The organism is Ruegeria sp. HKCCD6647-2, assembly GCF_057221075.1.
Window position 1 is genome coordinate 711,011 of record NZ_JBWVBD010000001.1, and the last position, 15,722, is coordinate 726,732.

The 15,722-nt window shown below is 57.7% G+C and carries 15 protein-coding genes; 6 read left to right on the top strand and 9 right to left on the bottom strand.

Translation table 11 applies throughout. The features are described from left to right. Positions 1–2: 2 nt before the first annotated feature. On the bottom strand, positions 3–275 hold the full coding sequence (locus tag AC2TDJ_RS03400; RefSeq protein WP_480839240.1) for a hypothetical protein: 273 nt from the start codon (positions 273–275) through the stop codon (positions 3–5). A gap of 242 nt (positions 276–517) precedes the next feature. Between AC2TDJ_RS03400 and AC2TDJ_RS03405 the strand changes: the two genes are divergently transcribed. Together AC2TDJ_RS03405 and ndk are read left to right on the top strand one after the other, a co-directional pair. After that, positions 518–1,720 (top strand): multidrug effflux MFS transporter, encoded by a 1,203-nt coding sequence (locus AC2TDJ_RS03405; RefSeq protein ID WP_480839242.1) that lies wholly within the window; start codon positions 518–520, stop codon positions 1,718–1,720. A gap of 115 nt (positions 1,721–1,835) precedes the next feature. Then, positions 1,836–2,258 (top strand): nucleoside-diphosphate kinase, encoded by a 423-nt coding sequence (gene ndk / locus AC2TDJ_RS03410; protein WP_068334875.1) that lies wholly within the window; start codon positions 1,836–1,838, stop codon positions 2,256–2,258. Between the two features lie 57 nt (positions 2,259–2,315). On the opposite strand, the gene AC2TDJ_RS03415 is transcribed toward ndk, so the two are convergent. After that, positions 2,316–2,663, bottom strand: a complete 348-nt coding sequence (locus AC2TDJ_RS03415; RefSeq protein ID WP_480839244.1) for a TfoX/Sxy family protein — start codon at positions 2,661–2,663, stop codon at positions 2,316–2,318. 123 nt (positions 2,664–2,786) lie between these two features. Here AC2TDJ_RS03415 and AC2TDJ_RS03420 point away from each other — a divergent pair, with 123 nt between their 5' ends. From AC2TDJ_RS03420 to AC2TDJ_RS03435, 4 genes are read left to right on the top strand one after another with little or no spacing between them, the layout of a single operon-like run. Next, the gene (locus tag AC2TDJ_RS03420; RefSeq protein WP_480839246.1) at positions 2,787–2,972 is read left to right on the top strand and encodes a ribbon-helix-helix protein, CopG family; all 186 of its coding nucleotides are present in this window, start codon (positions 2,787–2,789) and stop codon (positions 2,970–2,972) included. After that, positions 2,969–4,489, top strand: a complete 1,521-nt coding sequence (locus AC2TDJ_RS03425) for a CHAD domain-containing protein (protein WP_480839248.1) — start codon at positions 2,969–2,971, stop codon at positions 4,487–4,489. The genes AC2TDJ_RS03420 and AC2TDJ_RS03425 overlap by 4 nt, the downstream gene beginning before the upstream one ends. A 3-nt stretch (positions 4,490–4,492) precedes the next feature. Then, positions 4,493–5,248, top strand: coding sequence for a ParA family protein (locus AC2TDJ_RS03430; protein WP_480839250.1), 756 nt, complete (start codon positions 4,493–4,495; stop codon positions 5,246–5,248). After that, complete coding sequence (locus AC2TDJ_RS03435; protein ID WP_480839252.1) at positions 5,245–5,712, top strand: CYTH domain-containing protein; 468 nt, start codon at positions 5,245–5,247, stop codon at positions 5,710–5,712. Before AC2TDJ_RS03430 ends, AC2TDJ_RS03435 begins: the two co-directional genes overlap by 4 nt. Here AC2TDJ_RS03435 and AC2TDJ_RS03440 read toward each other — a convergent pair. From AC2TDJ_RS03440 to AC2TDJ_RS03470, 7 genes are all read right to left on the bottom strand, one after another. Then, positions 5,709–7,079 carry a sensor histidine kinase gene (locus AC2TDJ_RS03440; RefSeq protein WP_480839254.1) on the bottom strand — a complete coding sequence of 457 codons (1,371 nt, stop codon included), beginning with the start codon at positions 7,077–7,079 and terminating at the stop codon, positions 5,709–5,711. The genes AC2TDJ_RS03435 and AC2TDJ_RS03440 overlap by 4 nt on opposite strands. Beyond that, positions 7,072–7,752, bottom strand: coding sequence for a response regulator transcription factor (locus AC2TDJ_RS03445; RefSeq protein ID WP_480839256.1), 681 nt, complete (start codon positions 7,750–7,752; stop codon positions 7,072–7,074). Before AC2TDJ_RS03445 ends, AC2TDJ_RS03440 begins: the two co-directional genes overlap by 8 nt. A gap of 158 nt (positions 7,753–7,910) precedes the next feature. After that, positions 7,911–9,347 (bottom strand): DegQ family serine endoprotease, encoded by a 1,437-nt coding sequence (locus tag AC2TDJ_RS03450; protein WP_480839258.1) that lies wholly within the window; start codon positions 9,345–9,347, stop codon positions 7,911–7,913. Between the two features lie 777 nt (positions 9,348–10,124). After that, positions 10,125–10,724, bottom strand: a complete 600-nt coding sequence (locus tag AC2TDJ_RS03455; RefSeq protein WP_480839260.1) for a nucleotidyltransferase family protein — start codon at positions 10,722–10,724, stop codon at positions 10,125–10,127. 31 nt (positions 10,725–10,755) lie between these two features. Next, positions 10,756–13,173, bottom strand: a complete 2,418-nt coding sequence (locus AC2TDJ_RS03460) for a GcvT family protein (RefSeq protein ID WP_480839262.1) — start codon at positions 13,171–13,173, stop codon at positions 10,756–10,758. 220 nt (positions 13,174–13,393) lie between these two features. After that, entirely contained in the window at positions 13,394–14,701 is a 1,308-nt protein-coding gene (locus AC2TDJ_RS03465; RefSeq protein WP_480839264.1) for an HlyC/CorC family transporter, read from the bottom strand. Positions 14,702–14,764: 63 nt separating this feature from the next. Further along, a complete protein-coding gene (locus AC2TDJ_RS03470; protein ID WP_480839266.1) occupies positions 14,765–15,721 on the bottom strand; it encodes a tyrosine recombinase in 957 nt (318 codons plus the stop codon). Between the last annotated feature and the right edge of the window lies 1 nt (position 15,722).

Below are 15,722 nucleotides of genomic sequence, written 5' to 3' on the forward strand. Positions count from 1 at the left end.
CGTCAATCAGGTTCGGCGGTTACCTCAACGAACGGGTAGGAGGCGAACCCAACCAACAGATGATCGCCGTCCTCGCTGAAGGCGAAGACATGGATTTCGTCATGGTGCAGCGTCGCGCGGCAAAATGTGCCCGGTTGTGAGAGGTTCTCGGGGCAAGTTTCCAGATCAGTGTGAGCGATGGCTGTTTCGAACAGTTCGTAATCCATTTGCAACGCCTCGTCCGCTGTGGCGGTTGAGGCAAAGATGCAGGTGACAATTGCAAGTCTCGGTATCATGTGAACGACCCTTTTTTGTGTTCAACCTTTTCGCGCAGATAATACCTGATTGAAATAGTCGGAAATAAAAAGTCCCAATGGCCGTGCTGCGTCATTCTTCCGCACGTCAGTCGCCAAACTGCGATTACCCCCGGTGCCTCTCACCGGGTCTCTGGTCAACTGGCGATACCGTGGTTCGGCATGGGCATGGCCCTGACGATGTGATAGCGCTGATCCGATTGTCATGTCCTGATGGTTTAGCAATGCGCGCGGCTCAGTCACCCCCGTCTCTGGTTACCCTGGTCTTCGCGACCGCGTTGTCGGTGTTGTCGCTGAACATGTTCCTTCCGTCCCTTGCACGGATGGGAGAGGATTTTCAGGTCGACTACGCCCTGGTCAATTTGTCTGTCGCAGGATACCTGGCCGTTTCTGCCGTATTGCAACTGATCATGGGGCCTCTGTCCGACCGGTATGGTCGCAGACCCATCTTGTTGATTTGTATGGCGATCTTCGCCTGCGCCTCACTCGGATGCGTGTTGGCTGAGTCGATCTGGGTTTTCCTCGGTTTTCGCCTGTTGCAGGCCGCAGTTGTCGCGGGACCGGTACTGTCCAGCGCGTCGATCCGGGATATGTACCCACCGAACGAGGCGGCAAGCAAGCTGGGTTACGTCGCAATGGCCATGGCGTTGGCACCGATGCTTGGCCCGATGCTGGGCGGAGCCCTGGACATGCTGTTTGGCTGGCGCGCGGGGTTTGTACTCTATTCCGCTCTGGGCGCTGGGATGTTGGTGTTGCTGTGGGCGGATATGGGGGAAACAAACACCAATCGCTCGTCAACATTTGCGGCACAGCTCAGCGAGTACCCGCACCTGTTTCGTGCGCGCCGGTTCTGGGGGTATGCTTTGTGTGCCGCGTTTTCGATTGGCGGTTTCTACAGCTTCATCACCGGTGCACCGCTGGTGGCCGCTGCCTGGTTCGACCTGAGCCCGGCAATGCTTGGATTGGGGATCGGGATCATTACCGGCGGTTTTATGATCGGCAACTACATCACCGGGCGCATCGCAGCCCGCACTCGATTGACCACAATGATCCTGATCGGACGGATTTGCGCATCGACCGGGCCGTTTCTGGGGCTACTTCTTTTTCTGAGCGAACTGGGTTCGGTCTGGGTTTTCTTCGGGTCCGCCGTCTTCGTGGGATTTGGCAACGGGCTGACGAATGCCAACGCCTCCGCAGGATTGATGTCGGTTCGCCCCAAACTCGCAGGCAGTGCCGCCGGGCTGTCAGGCGCGATGATTGTCGCGTTGGGAGCTGTCCTGACCTCGATGACCGGCGCGTTGGTCAGCCCGGAAAACGGGCCCATTCTGGTTCTCGGTATGATGTGCGCAAGCAGCTTTATCGGCCTGCTGGCCGTACTTTACGTGCGTTGGGTAGATCGCATCGATCCGCTACCTGAAGCAATATAGTCGACAAAGGCCGGAACCGCCCATCATTCCACTTTTCATGAGCGAGATACCGTGTTAGGCGGCGCGCGATGGATTTCGGCGTGGATTCCGCGCCATATATTAAGGAGAGGCCGATATGGCACTGGAACGCACATTCTCGATCATCAAACCCGATGCAACCCGCCGCAACCTGACTGGCAAGATCAACGCCAAATTCGAGGAAGCCGGCCTGCGCATCGTTGCGCAAAAGCGCATCCACATGACCAAGGAACAAGCCGGCAAGTTCTACGAGGTACACGCCGAGCGTCCGTTCTATGACGAACTGTGCGAATTCATGTCGTCGGCTCCGGTCGTCGTTCAGGTTCTGGAAGGCGAAGGCGCCATTGCAAAGAACCGCGAAGTCATGGGCGCGACCAACCCAGCAGACGCAGCCCCCGGAACCATCCGTGCGGAATTCGCCGAGTCGGTTGGCGAAAACTCGGTCCACGGTTCGGACGCGCCGGAAACCGCCGCCGTGGAGATTGCATATTTCTTCTCGGGCATCGAGCTCGTCGGCTAAGCACTCATTGGGTGCAGCTTGTATGGCCGCTCCCGGCATCGGGGGCGGTTTTCTTGTTCAAATCTCTTTGAGGTCTCGCGGCGCCACGCGCACTCCGATCGCGTCCAGATCCGAGATTATTTGCGATTCCGGTGCCGAAGTCGTCCCGGCCTTGAGAGCATCAAATCTCTTGCGCAACTCTTTTTTCTCGCCGCCCTTGCAATCGTTCCAGGGACGGCCCTGCAACCCCATTACCAACACATAGTATCCAATGAAATGTGGACGTGTTCCGGCTTGCAAAAGCTGGGCATAAGCAGCATCTGCACCCAGTTCACGCAATTGCTGGGCCGAGTGGATTCCCGCGCGGGCGCAGGCTTGTTCAAAGGCCGGACCGAGGTTACGGATCGAGGATACGGGATCGGACATGGCTTTGTCTTATCCGGGCTAATCCGGGCTGTCACCTGCGCATTACGTTGGGTCACTTGATCCGCGGCTTGATACGCATTCGAATTCACGATTACATGACGTCATGCTGTCATGGGGTCGCGGATGTCCAAAGGCAAAGGAGCCGGTGAGAAATCGGACAAAGGTAAAAAGAACACGTCGCTGCGACTGGAAAGCAAGACCCTAAAGGCGTTGAAAATCCGCGCGATCGAAGAGGGGACGAGTGTCCAGAAGATCGTGGAAGCTCTGGTCGACGAGTACCTTGAGACTCCGAGAAAGGGCAGTTCATGACATTGAAATCAGACGGTTTTGTTGTCCTGCCGGGAACGTTAGATGAGGCTGCGCTTGCTCGGATTTTGCCCGATCTGACCATAGAGGTTCACGAGACCGGCATGTGCAAGCCATTCAGCCTGTTGGACTGCCACGACCAGTCACTGCGGGCGACGGGGCGCATACTGATTGAAAGCGGTGGAAACCTGCACCTGATCCAGGAGGATGGACGATCCTGGCTGCAACGCGCCAAGGGAAATAGGCGGTTCGTTGAGGATTTGCCCAATGGTCCTGTGCGGGGGAAACTGAGCGACTTCCCGAAATTGCGGGCCCTGACGGAGATTGGAACGGGAGAGATAGAAACCAAGGCGCTTACTTTCCTGGACGACCTGCAAAAAACACTGGTTCGCGGAAAGACACTGTCGCTGAAGTCCAATGCAGGTCAGGTCACTATCGTTCAATTGCAATCTCTGCGTGGCTATGACCGTGCTTTTGCAAAAGCCTTGACGGGATTGGCCGGAATCGAAGGGGCCGAAACCGGATACGAGACTGTTTTTTCGCAGTTGTATCCGGACATGCTACGCTATCGGGCAAAGCCTGACATTCCGCTGGGAAAAACAGAACCAGCCATTCAGGCCGCGACTGACATAATCCGAACATTCCTGGAAGTCGCGCGCGAGAACGAAGCGGGCGTCATCGCCGATATCGATACAGAATTCCTGCATGATTACCGGGTGTCACTGCGTCGTGTCCGGTCCGTTCTCAGCTTGTTCAAAGGCGTGTATTCTGACGACCTGACCGGTCAACTGAAGAAAGCGTTCTCTGACCTGATGGCACCGACAGGTCGCTTGCGGGATCTGGATGTCTATCTGTTGGAGAAAGACAGCTATTTCAACCTCGTGCCACCCTCTCTTCATGTTGGTCTTCAAGAGATGTTTGCCCAGTTTGAGGCAGAGCGCGTCCAGCAATTGGCGCGGTTGTCCCGTCGGCTTCGCAGCGCGAAATATAACGCAGACATGCAGGCGTTGGCGCCGAGATTTCAAGACTATACGCAATTGGCGGCCGGGCCGAATGCGGATGTCGGTGCTTATGGGTATGCCCGAACGCTCATTTGGAAACGCTATCGTAAAGTCTGCAAGCTGGCCCGCAGCATAACGCCATGCACCCCGGACGAGACCGTTCATGAACTGCGCATCCACTGCAAGAAGCTACGGTATCTTATGGAATTCTTTGGGCCGTTGTTTGACGAGAAAGCCTTTAAAACGATCATCAAGCCTTTGAAAAAGCTCCAGGATAATTTGGGCGCATTCAATGACTGCTCGGTTCAGCAAGAGTCGTTGTTGAGTTTTGTGACGCAAAAGACATCTCGCTCTGGTCAGGCGAATGCCCAATTGGGTATGGCCGTTGGTGGCCTGGTTGCAGTGCTGAGCCAACGGCAAATGGCGGAACGCGATCATGTCATCGCGAATTTCGAACATTTTGACAGTCCAAAGATCCGTCACTTGTTCCGTAGCCTGTTTCATGCGTCGGAGGATTAAGAAATGAAGGTCATCGCCTGCTACAGCAACAAGGGCGGGGTCGGAAAAACGGCCACTTCAGTGAACCTGGCCCATGCCTATGCGCAAGCTGGTAAGCGTGTGCTGTTATGCGATCTGGACCCGCAGGGTGCTTCGGGGTTTTATCTGCGTGTCAAACCGTCAAAGAAGCTGACCGAGGCGCGGTTTTTCGAGGACGTGAAACGCTTTACCAAATCCATTCGGGCCAGCGATTATGAAGGGCTGGATGTGCTTCCCGCCAACCTGACCTTCCGCGATTTCGATATCTTCCTGTCACGGATGCGGAACAAACGTTCTCGATTAAAAAAAGCTTTGAAGTCGGTTGGCGGGGACTACGACTTGATCATCCTCGACTGTCCGCCGAACTTTTCAACTCTTTCCGAGAACATTTTCAAGGCGGCGGATGTCATCGTTGTTCCGGTGATTCCGACCACATTGTCAGAGCGGACTTTCGATCAACTGGTCGGGTTCTTCGAAGCCAGCAAATTGCCCAAGAAGAAGCTGAGGGCCTTCTTCTCGATGGTGCAGAAACGCAAGAGAATGCATCAGGAAACGATGCGGGCCATGCGCAAGCAGTACCGCAAGCGGTTCCTTCAAGCCAGTATTCCCTTTGCCGCCGAAATTGAACGCATGGGCCAGCACCGCGCGCCTTTGCAGGCCTACGCCGGTCGTCGCGCTTCGGGCGCGGCCTATCAGGCGCTGTTTGACGAATTAGAGAACGGAGCGACCGCAGCGAAATGAGTAAGGAGATCGAACGCAAATTCCTCGTGGCTTCGTTGCCGGATCTGAAAAACGTGCAAAAGGCGGTGGTGCGTCAGGGTTATCTGACTGCGCCCGACGACTCGACCGAACTGCGTTTGCGACAGAAAAACGCCACCTATTTTCTTACGCTCAAAGGTGGCGGTTCAATGGTTCGTGTGGAACGGGAAACCGAGATTTCTGCGGAGCAGTTCGAAACCTTCTGGCCCGAGACATCTGGTCGCCGTGTCGAGAAAGAGCGGTATACAGGGCAACTCGCAGACGGGCGGATCTATGAGCTGGATGTGTTTCAGGGCGACCTTGCGCCGTTGCGTCTGGTCGAGGTTGAGTTTGACACGGAAGCCGAGGCCACCGAGTTCACGCCCCCGGACTGGTTTGGTGCCGATGTGACCGAAGACAAACGCTATAAAAACAAGAATATGGCGATCAACGGTGTGCCCGACTAAGGTTTTCGCGCCAACTGTATGAAGGTTTCCAGTCCCGGTTCGCGATTTCGCGCCAGGAACGTTCCGCCATGCATGTGGGCGATGGCAGCAACCAGCGCCAGACCCAACCCGGCATTTCGCCCGGTTCGGGCAGGGTCCAGTGTCACGAAGGGCAGTTTCAGTCGCGGCAGGTCAGCTTCGGGTACACCAGGGCCGCGATCGCGAACACTGAGCAGGGCGTTGGGGCCATCCTCAGCAAGATTTATGGTAATCGCTGTTCCGGCCGGTGCATACCGCATCGCGTTTTCCAGAAGGTTTGACAAAGCTTGCGACAGAAGGGGGCGATGCCCCTGAATCGGTTCGGCCGTCCCCGTCACCTCAAGGCGAATACCCTGGTCCGCGGCGACGGGCTCGTACAGCTCGACCACATCCCCGACCAGTTGCAGAAGGTTCACCTGTTCGAACTGCTCGCGTCCCAGGCCGGCCTCGGCCCGCGAAATCTCGGTAAGCTGGCTGAATACTCGCAGCAAATGGTCGATCTCCACCGTCGCCCGGGCAATATCGGCTTCACGCTCCTGATCGGATTTGCCGGGTTCGGCCAGCGCTTCGATCCTTTGACGCAGCCGCGACAGTGGTGACCGCAGGTCGTGCGCGATCGAGTTCGACGTGGTGCGCAAATTGCTGATCAGCTCCTCGATCCGATCAAGCATGTTGTTCAGGGTGCCGGCCATCTGATCGAATTCATCGCCAGTACCTCGAATGGGCATTCGGTGAGACAGGTCCCCCGACACAATGTCATCGGCCGTATCAGCAATATCTTTCAGACGCGAGAACACCAGCCGGGTCAACAGCCAGCCGGTCAACAGGCTGAGTGCGAAGGCGGCGGCCAACGCCAGTACGACCGAGCGCCATAGCACCCGGTCGAATTGCTGCCGGGCTTGCGCATCGCGTCCGACCAGCAAACGCTCGCCGCCAGGCAACCGGACAGAGGCGGCGGAAATCGGAACAAACTGATCGGTGTCGACCTTTCGCAGGTTCAAATCGACCCAACCGCTTCCTGCGGCAATACCTTCCGGCCAGCTCGTGAGATTCCCGGCCAGTTTTAAGCCATTGCGGTCAGCCAGCAGGTACACCGCGTCCCGTTCTGGTGCGCTTGGGAGGCGTCTTTCGATGGCGGTCATCAGGCCGATCAATCCGCGCCGCTCATATTCATCTGCCAGCCCAGTAAGCTCGGCCGAGACAACAGACCGGGTCTCGCCTAAAATGGTACTGTTCGCCGTCACATAAACAACTGCCAGAACGGTGGCCGTCAGCAGTGTGCTGAGGACCATGCTGGCCAGAACCAGCCGCGTGCGTGCGTTTTTGAGCGACAGGCGCAGTTCAGCCATCCGATACCATGTATCCGGCGCCACGCACCGTCTCGATCAGGGGATCGGCGCCGTCTTCGTCCAACTGCCTGCGCAGCTTCGAAATATGCACGTCCACGACGTTTGTGTTCGGGTCAAAATGGTAGTCCCAGACACCTTCCAGCAGCATGGTACGAGATACGACACGGTTCTTGCGGCGCAAAAAGAACTCGAGAATCTGGAACTCGCGCGGGGTCAGGGTGATTTCACGCCCGCCGCGCGTAACTTTGCGGGTCAGCAGATCCATCTCGAGATCGCGGCAGGTAAGGGTGGGGGTTTCTTCCGCCTCTTGCGGGCGGCGCAACAGGGCTTCGATCCGGGCATGCAATTCCTGGAACGAGAACGGTTTGACCAGATAATCGTCTGCACCGCTTCGCAGGCCTTTGACGCGTTCGTCCACGGCGCTCATCGCGGTCAACATCAGAACCGGTGTTTTCAATCCGGCCGCCCGCATCGATTTGACCAGGGACAACCCGTCCAGCCCCGGCAGCATTCTGTCCAGTACGACGGCGTCAAACCCGCCATCGGTGGCGTGATACAACCCTTCGCGACCGTCCGATGCAATCTCGACCACATAGCCTTCTTCAGCAAAGCCCTTGGCAATGAAATCCCGAGTGTCGGCGTCATCCTCAACAATCAACAGGCGTCTACTCATACATGGGGTCCTTTCATACGGGATTTAAGCACAGATGATGGCTAAAAAAAACATGCCGGGTGCGAAGCCGCACCCGGCCGTCCCGGCGGCACGTGGACAAACCATGCCAGCCAGGAGGCGCGCACCTAATTTCCCCATCAAAGGTACGCGCTGGGGGGTTAGGCAAGCTCAACCGCAACGAAGATCTGATTGCCGCCGCGATTGATCAGAACCAGTGCCGGATCAGTCTTTTCGCTTTCCAATGCGGTTTGCAGAGCGTCCGGTGTCGCCGTGTCCTGATTGCCAAGGCGGATGATGACATCGCCACGCTGCAATCCGGCCTTGGCCGCAGGGCCTTCGGGCTGCAATTCGGTCACAACCACTCCGTCCACGGTCTCGGCCACACCGATTTCAGCGCGTGCGGCTTCGGTCAACGGTGCAACTGTGACACCCAGAGCGCTGTCCGCGAACTTGTCTTCAACCACGGTGTCGCTGGTTGCGGCGGCCGATTGATGCTGACCAATGGTCAGTTCGATCTGCTGCTGCTTGCCGTCCCGCAAAACAGTAAGGACGCTATCGGTACCGGCTTTGGTCGTGCCTACAAGGATCGGTAAATCGCTGCTGGTTTTGACGGCCTCGTCGTTGAAGGACAGGATCACGTCGCCTTGCTGCAACACACCATCAGCGGGGCTGCCGGAAACAACATCCGACACCAGAGCACCGGTCGCTGCGTCGATACCCATGGCTGCCGCAAGTTGTGGGCTGATACTCTGGATCGATACGCCCAGCCAGCCGCGGCTGACCTGACCGTCATCGCGCAAATCGGCGGCAATGTGTTCAACAATGTTCGAGGTCACGGCAAAACCCAGCCCAACGGAACCGCCGCTAGGCGAATAGATGGCCGAGTTCACACCGATCACTTCCCCTTCCATGTTAAACAGCGGACCGCCCGAGTTGCCCTTGTTGATCGCCGCATCGGTCTGGATGAACTCGGCATATGGACCTTCCGAGATGTTGCGGCCCTTGGCCGACACGATACCGGTGGTGACCGTTGAGTTGAGTCCGAACGGGTTGCCGATGGCGACAACGTCTTCGCCAACGCGAATGACATCGCTGTCGCCCATTTCGACCGCCTGAAGGTTCTCACCGGCATCGATCTTGAGCACGGCAATGTCTGTCAATGGATCGGTGCCCACGATTTCAGCCTCGAAGGTGCGGTCATCGTTCAGGCGAACCGTGATCGTGCTGGCATTGTCGACAACGTGGTGGTTCGTGACGATATAACCCGCTTGGTCCAGCACGAAACCGGATCCCAGACCCTGACTGGGTCCGCGTTGTGGCATGTTGAAGCCTTCGGGACCACCGAACCGCTTGAAGAATTCACCAAACGGATGGCCCTCAAAATCGAAATCCTGTCCCTGTGCGGGCGCAGGGGTCGCGGATTGCTCGGCGATGATGGTCACGACCGATGGCGACACCGCCTCGACCAGATCAGCCAAGGCCTCGTCTGCCATCGAGGGGAGGGCCGTGGTGGCCAACATGGCCGCGCCCAGGGCGCCAGCGCCGATCCAGTTGGACGTACGCGGGAAAAGCAGTGAGGATTTTCGGATGCTCATTATGACTCCTGTATGTGTTTGGCGGTTCAGTCCGCGCTTGGAAACAGGAGATGCCGCATCAGTCTTTGGGGTTTCTGTACAGAAGATTAAGAAACCTTAATTTTGCCACTTTCTGATGCGCTAAACGGGCTGTTCCGGTTTCGGATGAACAGAATCACGCTGATGCGCGTCAGTCGAATCGGTGGATTGTTGCCGAGATGGGCAGGGAGTTGTCAAAAGTGTTGAATTGAATCATTTTTGTTAACAAAGAAACGGCAGCGGCGAAGTCTGGCAACAAGAACCCGTATAGGTAGAAACGAGTTTTTTCTGCATTGGGGCTGACATCGCGCAGGTATCTGCAAAACAGTGGTTTTGAGAGATTTCCGTTTGAAAAGAACCAAATCGATCGAGTTTGAGCTATCCGAGCGCGCAACCTAAGCGGGAATCAATGGGTGCGCGCTGTTGCGCAAAAGCAAGGCCGCGACCAGCAAAATTAGCCGCTTTCTCCAATTTTACATTGTTTGCGCGCATCTTATGGGTGACGATGAACTTGCCCAATCGAGGGGGGCCTGAGGCACTAGGGGGTGTCAACGGCATATGACTGTTACCGTAGGCGCTGAGCTGCTTGTTAACGAGGGGGTCTTGTTTAGGTTCGGCAGCGATCACGGAAAACCCATGAGGTGATCCGGTCGCGCGTTCGGGATTGGTGAAAAGTGGTAGTCTTGATTTAGGGCAACCGGCCCGGTCGTTATCGACCGGGCCGTGTTCATTTTGCGACCCTGTTTTGTGGCAATGTTTTCAAGCGGAACGGTCATTTCTCCAGCGTGTCCAATCCTCGGGCGTATCCAGATCCAGCAGGGCGTTTCGCCCCGGAAGACGCTGGACATGCACTTTGTTCTTGCAAGCTTTCACCACGGACTGAGCGCCGCCATCACCAGACAGCTTCGACAGCCGACCAAAAAGTGACCGGTCGAAAACAACTGGGTGGCCCGGAATGTCGTCGCTGGTCGCTCCGCGCCAGATCAAGCAGCCGGGATTGTCTGTCATGGATTCCTGTACCGCCAACAAGTCGGCCTCGGTCAGGTCCGGCAGGTCTGCCAGCAACACCATCGCCGCCGAGGCGTCGGGCGCCACGTGTTTCAGCGCGCCGCGAAGGCTGGCGTTCATACCCTCTGCTGCGTCTGGGATCGGCACCTTTTCCACTTCGAGCCCGTCCAGCGCGCCATAACGCGGGTGCGGAGGGGGCGGCAGGGCGACAATGACGGGCCCCACGGACATTGCCCGTAGCGCTGTTCGGCGCAGTAAAGTCATGCCGTCGACCACCTGCAACAGTTTGTCTGTACCACCCATACGGCGCGACTGACCGGCGGCCAGCAGGATGACGGGAATTCGTATCATACCGCCACCATGCCGTCAGACGGGCAACAAGTCATCCCCGCATACGCGCGCCATTCGCATCGAACAATGGCGTCGAGATCACGCGGGCCGGGCGCATTTGCCCCAATATCTCGATTTCAACCTCCAGCCCATCGGCTACGCGGTCAACTGGCAGAAAGCCCATGGCAATGGATTTCCGAGCGAAGTGAGAATATCCGCCTGAGGTACAGAATCCCACAACCCGACCTTCAAGCCAGATCGGTTCATATGCGTTCACATCGGCATCCGCAGCGTCGACTTCAAACGCCACCAGCTTGCGGGCCGTACCGTTCGCACGCTCTGCCTCGGCAGCTGCACGACCTACGAAATCGGCATTTTTGGCGAATGAGATAAACCGGTCCAGCCCAACTTCTGCCGCCGTATAGTCCGGTGAAAATTCACGCATCCACGAACCAAAGAACTTGTCCAAGCGCAGACTCATCATCGCGCGCATTCCGAACGGCACCATGTTGTGCGGCTGTCCGGCCTGCCACAATGTCCACCACAATTGCCGCTGGGCCATCGGGTCGCAGTAGATTTCATAACCCAGGTCGCCGGTATAGCTGACCCTTTGGACCGTGCAGTCTGTCATGCCGACAGTTATGCGCTGCACGTCAAGGAATTTGATGCCCGAAATGTCTTCGCGGGTACAGGCGGCTAAAACCTCTGCCGCTTTGGGACCGGCGATCTGGAACCCGTTCAGACGGTCGCTGATGTTTTCGATGATCACGCCGTCCCGCGCGTTCTGCAGGAACCAGCGCATGTGGAACGCCTGGCTGCCATAGGACGCGGTCAACTGGAATTCATGTTCACCAAGGCAAGAGATGGTGAAATCCCCGATCAGCTTGCCCCGGGATGACAGCATCGGTGTCAGGGACAGGCGTCCGGGCTTCGGGATACGGCCCGCCATGATCCGGTCCAGCCAGTCACGGGCACCGGCGCCGGTGATGCGGTACTTGCCGAAATTGTGCACCTCGTTGATACCCACGCCCTCGCGCACCGCCCGCACTTCGCGACCGGTTGCGTCAAACGCGTCCGAGCGGCGGAAGGACGGCGTTTCGTAGCCCGGCTCATCGCCCCGTGCGAAATAGTTCGGAACTTCCAGCCCGAATTGCTGCCCCCAGACCGCGCCCAGATCGGTGAAGATATCATACATCGGCGTGGTTCGATTTGGGCGCGCGGCGGGCAACTCCTCGTTCGGGTAGGCAACGCTGAAACGTTTCTGATAATTCTCGATCACCTTTGGTCGCGTGTAACCGGGGCTGATCCAGTCGCCGAAGCGGGCCACATCCATGGCAAAGACGTCGCGTTCGGGCTCACCCTCGATCATCCACTGCGCCAAAGTCAGGCCGACACCGCCACCCTGGCTGAACCCGGCCATGACGCCACACGCGGACCAATAGTTCCGCATGCCGGGAACCGGGCCGACCAGAGGGTTGCCGTCAGGCGCAAAAGTGAACGGTCCGTGGATTACCGATTTCACTCCGGCCTCGGCCAGAACCGGGAAGCGGCGATAGGCGAATTCGATACTGTCTGTGATTTTGTCGAAATCATCCGGCAGCAACTCGTGCCCGAATTCCCACGGGGTGCCGTCCACGGCCCAGGGTTTGCAGGGCTGTTCATAGAACCCGATGCACAACCCGCGTCCTTCCTGCCGCAAATAGCTTTCACCTGCCGGGTCCATCACATGCGGATGCTCACCGCCCGCGTCGATGATCGCCTCGATCTGGGGGATCGAATCCGTGACCAGGTATTGATGTTCCATCGGATGCAGCGGGAAGTAGACCCCGGCCATCGCGCCAACTTCACGCGCCCACAGGCCACCTGCGTTGACAATATGTTCGGCATGTATGGTGCCTTTGTCCGTGACCACGTCCCACGTACCGTCGGGGCGTTGGTTGGTTTCGCGCACCATGCAATGGGTTTCGATTGTGGCACCTCCCATTCGGGCGGCTTTGGCGTAGGCGTGGGTTGTCCCCGACGGGTCAAGGTGGCCATCCAGTGGGTCGTAGAGTGCCCCGATGATCCCGTCAGTGTTGGTAATCGGAGCAATCTTCCTGATCTCGTCCGGCCCTACAATCTCGGTTTCGAGCCCCATGAACCGGTGCTTGGCGCGTTCGGCCAACAGCATGTCGAACCGGTCCTGATTGTCGGCCAGCGTGATGCCACCCACATGATGCAGCCCGCAGGACATGCCGGTGATCTCTTCCAGCTCTTTATACAACCGGATCGTATAGCCCTGCAGCGCGGCCATGTTGGTGTCGCCGTTCAGCGTGTGAAACCCGCCCGCCGCGTGCCAGGTCGATCCGCTTGTCAGTTCCGAGCGTTCCAGCAGCATCACATCGGACCAGCCCAGCTTGGTCAGGTGGTAGAGAACGGAACATCCGACGACGCCGCCGCCGATCACTGCGACTTGGGTAGTGCTTTTCACATTGGCCTCCTGCTGTTTTGCAAAACCTGTCGCCGGATCGCGCGCAATACTGTTCCGTTAGCGACAACAAGTGTCGTTTGCTGCGAAGCACACCACCCAAGCCCGTACCGAGACGGACGCGCGGGGCCGGTCACACATCCAAGGTTTCAGGACATGCAGCAGAGACCATGCCAACGCCCGCAAAGTTCAGCGGCCAAAAAAACCGAGACTTATCCAGATGCTACAGGGGACGTATTTTCAGCCCGGTGATCCGGTTACCTTCGCGTGCCGTGACTTCGAACCGGAACCCGTGGAACGAGAAAACCTGACCCACGATCGGGATCATCTGTGCTTCGTGGATCACCAGACCCGCCAGCGTGTTGGCCTCTTCATCGGGCAGGGACCATTCAAGCGCCCGGTTGAGGTCGCGAATGGTCATGGCGCCCTCGACCAGGTATTGCCCGTCCTCGGTCCGGGTAACCGGCACGTCTTCGTCGATATCGAATTCATCGGCGATTTCGCCAACGATCTCTTCCAGAATGTCCTCCAGCGTGATCAGCCCGCGCAGCGAGCCGTATTCGTCCACGACCAACGCAAAATGGCTGTGCATTCGAAGAAATTCGCGCATCTGGTCGTCCAGAGTTGTGGTTTCCGGAACGAAATACGGGTCATTTGCCACTTTTGCGATGTCAAATTTCTTTAGCCGGCCCGTGTCGCCCCCTGTGCCGCCAACCTGCGCATACATTGCGCGGAACAAGTCCTTGGCATGGACAACGCCAACGATGTTTTCGGGCTCGTCCCTGAAGACGGGCAGGCGGGTGTGAGGACTTTCGAGACATTGCTTCAGGATCGCCTCGGGTTCGTCATTTGCATCGATCATCTCGATGTTCGAGCGATGCAGCATGATTTCTTCCACCGCCCGGTCGCCCAGATCCAGCGCGCCAAGAATACGGTCCCGGTCTTCTTTTTCGACCACGCCTTCGGAGTGGCCCAACTGCAGCGCACCGGCAATTTCCTCGCGCACTGCAAGGATATTGCTGTCCGGGTCGATCCGAACGCCGAACACGCGCAGAACTCCACGAACCAACAGGCGGACTGCGGCCACGACGGGTGAAAAGACCGTCACGACAATGCCGATAACAGGCGCAACGGCGGCCGCCGCCTTTTCCGCATTGGTGATGGCATAGGTCTTGGGCAACACTTCGGCGAAGATCAGCACGAGAAATGTCATCACCAGCGTCGCCAGCGCCACGCCGCTTTCCCCGAACAGTTTAGTGAAAAGGGCCGTTGCCAGTGAAGCCGCAAGGATGTTCACAAGGTTGTTGCCCAGCAGGACCGATCCGATCAGACGTTCGTTGTCTTCGGTGATATCCAGTGCCTTGCGCGCTCCGCGCGATCCCTTGTCTGCTTGCGCCCGCAGTTTGCCGCGGGATGAGGCCGTCAGAGCCGTTTCCGAGCCAGAGAAAAAGCCCGACAGCACGAGCAAGAGAAGGATAGAGCCTGATGTGATCCAGAAGGCGCCATCAAGCAGAGAGTCTGTGGGTTCCATCGGTCCTTGATTATTCTTGATACTGCATCCGTTATGGGGGCGCTGCCCCGTCTGATCAAGGGGTTAGCCCTTGTCGCCCGGATCATCCTTTGCCAGAGGGTGGTGTTCCAGCACCAGTTCGGACAGGCGTTCGTCCAGAACATGGGTGTATATTTCGGTCGTTGCGACATCCGCGTGACCCAGCAGTGTCTGGATGGATCTGAGATCAGCACCATTGGCCAACAGGTGGGTCGCAAAAGCGTGGCGCAACGTATGGGGTGTGACCTTTCCCGGGGTAACACCGCCCTGAACCGCCAGTTCCTTGACCAACAGAAAGAACCTGTGCCGGGTCAGGTGACCGGATTTACCGCGTGAGGGGAACAGGAACCGAGACCGTTGCGCCCCTTTGGACACAGCGTCTTCTTCCGATTCATCCCGAAAGATCAACCAAGCAGCCAGCGCCTCGCGTGCAGGCGGCGACAGCGGAACCATCCGTTCTTTGCCGCCTTTTCCCAGAACCAACAACATGCGCGGATCGCCTCGAGCTGATGAGACGGGCAAAGACACCAGTTCAGTCACACGCATTCCGGTGGCATAAAGCAGCTCCATCAGGCAGGTATTGCGTACTTTGTCCGCCGTGCTGCGTCCGGTTTGACGCGCGGCCTCAAGCAGCCGGTCGACCTCGACGACATCCAGCGTCTTGGGCAGGCGTTTCTGCCGTCCCGGCCCCTTGATCTGAATGGCCGGATTGGCCTCTTGCCAGCCTTCCTCAAAGGCAAACCGATAAAGCTGCTTGATCGCCGACAAGCGGCGTGCACGGGTCGAGCGTGACAAGCCTTCGGCGTCGCAATCAATCAGATAGCTTTCGATCTGATCCCGGTCGGCGCTGGCAAAGCTTGATTTGTGTCGATCCAACCACTCTGAGAAATTGCGCAGATCACGCCCGTAAGCAAGCAGCGTGTTCGTGGCCGCGCCAAGTTCAGCTGCCTGCGCTTCCAAAAAAGTGGATATCCACAAATCCTGAGTAGCAGGTGCCGTCATG

Excerpts from the sequence above, each read along its gene's own strand:
- AC2TDJ_RS03435 (WP_480839252.1), top strand. The coding sequence starts at position 5,245 with ATGAGTAAGGAGATCGAACGCAAATTCCTCGTGGCTTCGTTGCCGGAT.
- AC2TDJ_RS03405 (WP_480839242.1), top strand. The coding sequence starts at position 518 with ATGCGCGCGGCTCAGTCACCCCCGTCTCTGGTTACCCTGGTCTTCGCG.
- AC2TDJ_RS03455 (WP_480839260.1), bottom strand. The coding sequence starts at position 10,724 with ATGATACGAATTCCCGTCATCCTGCTGGCCGCCGGTCAGTCGCGCCGT.
- ndk (WP_068334875.1), top strand. The coding sequence starts at position 1,836 with ATGGCACTGGAACGCACATTCTCGATCATCAAACCCGATGCAACCCGC.
- AC2TDJ_RS03465 (WP_480839264.1), bottom strand. The coding sequence starts at position 14,701 with ATGGAACCCACAGACTCTCTGCTTGATGGCGCCTTCTGGATCACATCA.
- AC2TDJ_RS03450 (WP_480839258.1), bottom strand. The coding sequence starts at position 9,347 with ATGAGCATCCGAAAATCCTCACTGCTTTTCCCGCGTACGTCCAACTGG.
- AC2TDJ_RS03415 (WP_480839244.1), bottom strand. The coding sequence starts at position 2,663 with ATGTCCGATCCCGTATCCTCGATCCGTAACCTCGGTCCGGCCTTTGAA.
- AC2TDJ_RS03400 (WP_480839240.1), bottom strand. The coding sequence starts at position 275 with ATGATACCGAGACTTGCAATTGTCACCTGCATCTTTGCCTCAACCGCC.
- AC2TDJ_RS03445 (WP_480839256.1), bottom strand. The coding sequence starts at position 7,752 with ATGAGTAGACGCCTGTTGATTGTTGAGGATGACGCCGACACTCGGGAT.
- AC2TDJ_RS03420 (WP_480839246.1), top strand. The coding sequence starts at position 2,787 with ATGTCCAAAGGCAAAGGAGCCGGTGAGAAATCGGACAAAGGTAAAAAG.
- AC2TDJ_RS03430 (WP_480839250.1), top strand. The coding sequence starts at position 4,493 with ATGAAGGTCATCGCCTGCTACAGCAACAAGGGCGGGGTCGGAAAAACG.
- AC2TDJ_RS03470 (WP_480839266.1), bottom strand. The coding sequence starts at position 15,721 with ATGACGGCACCTGCTACTCAGGATTTGTGGATATCCACTTTTTTGGAA.
- AC2TDJ_RS03440 (WP_480839254.1), bottom strand. The coding sequence starts at position 7,079 with ATGGCTGAACTGCGCCTGTCGCTCAAAAACGCACGCACGCGGCTGGTT.
- AC2TDJ_RS03425 (WP_480839248.1), top strand. The coding sequence starts at position 2,969 with ATGACATTGAAATCAGACGGTTTTGTTGTCCTGCCGGGAACGTTAGAT.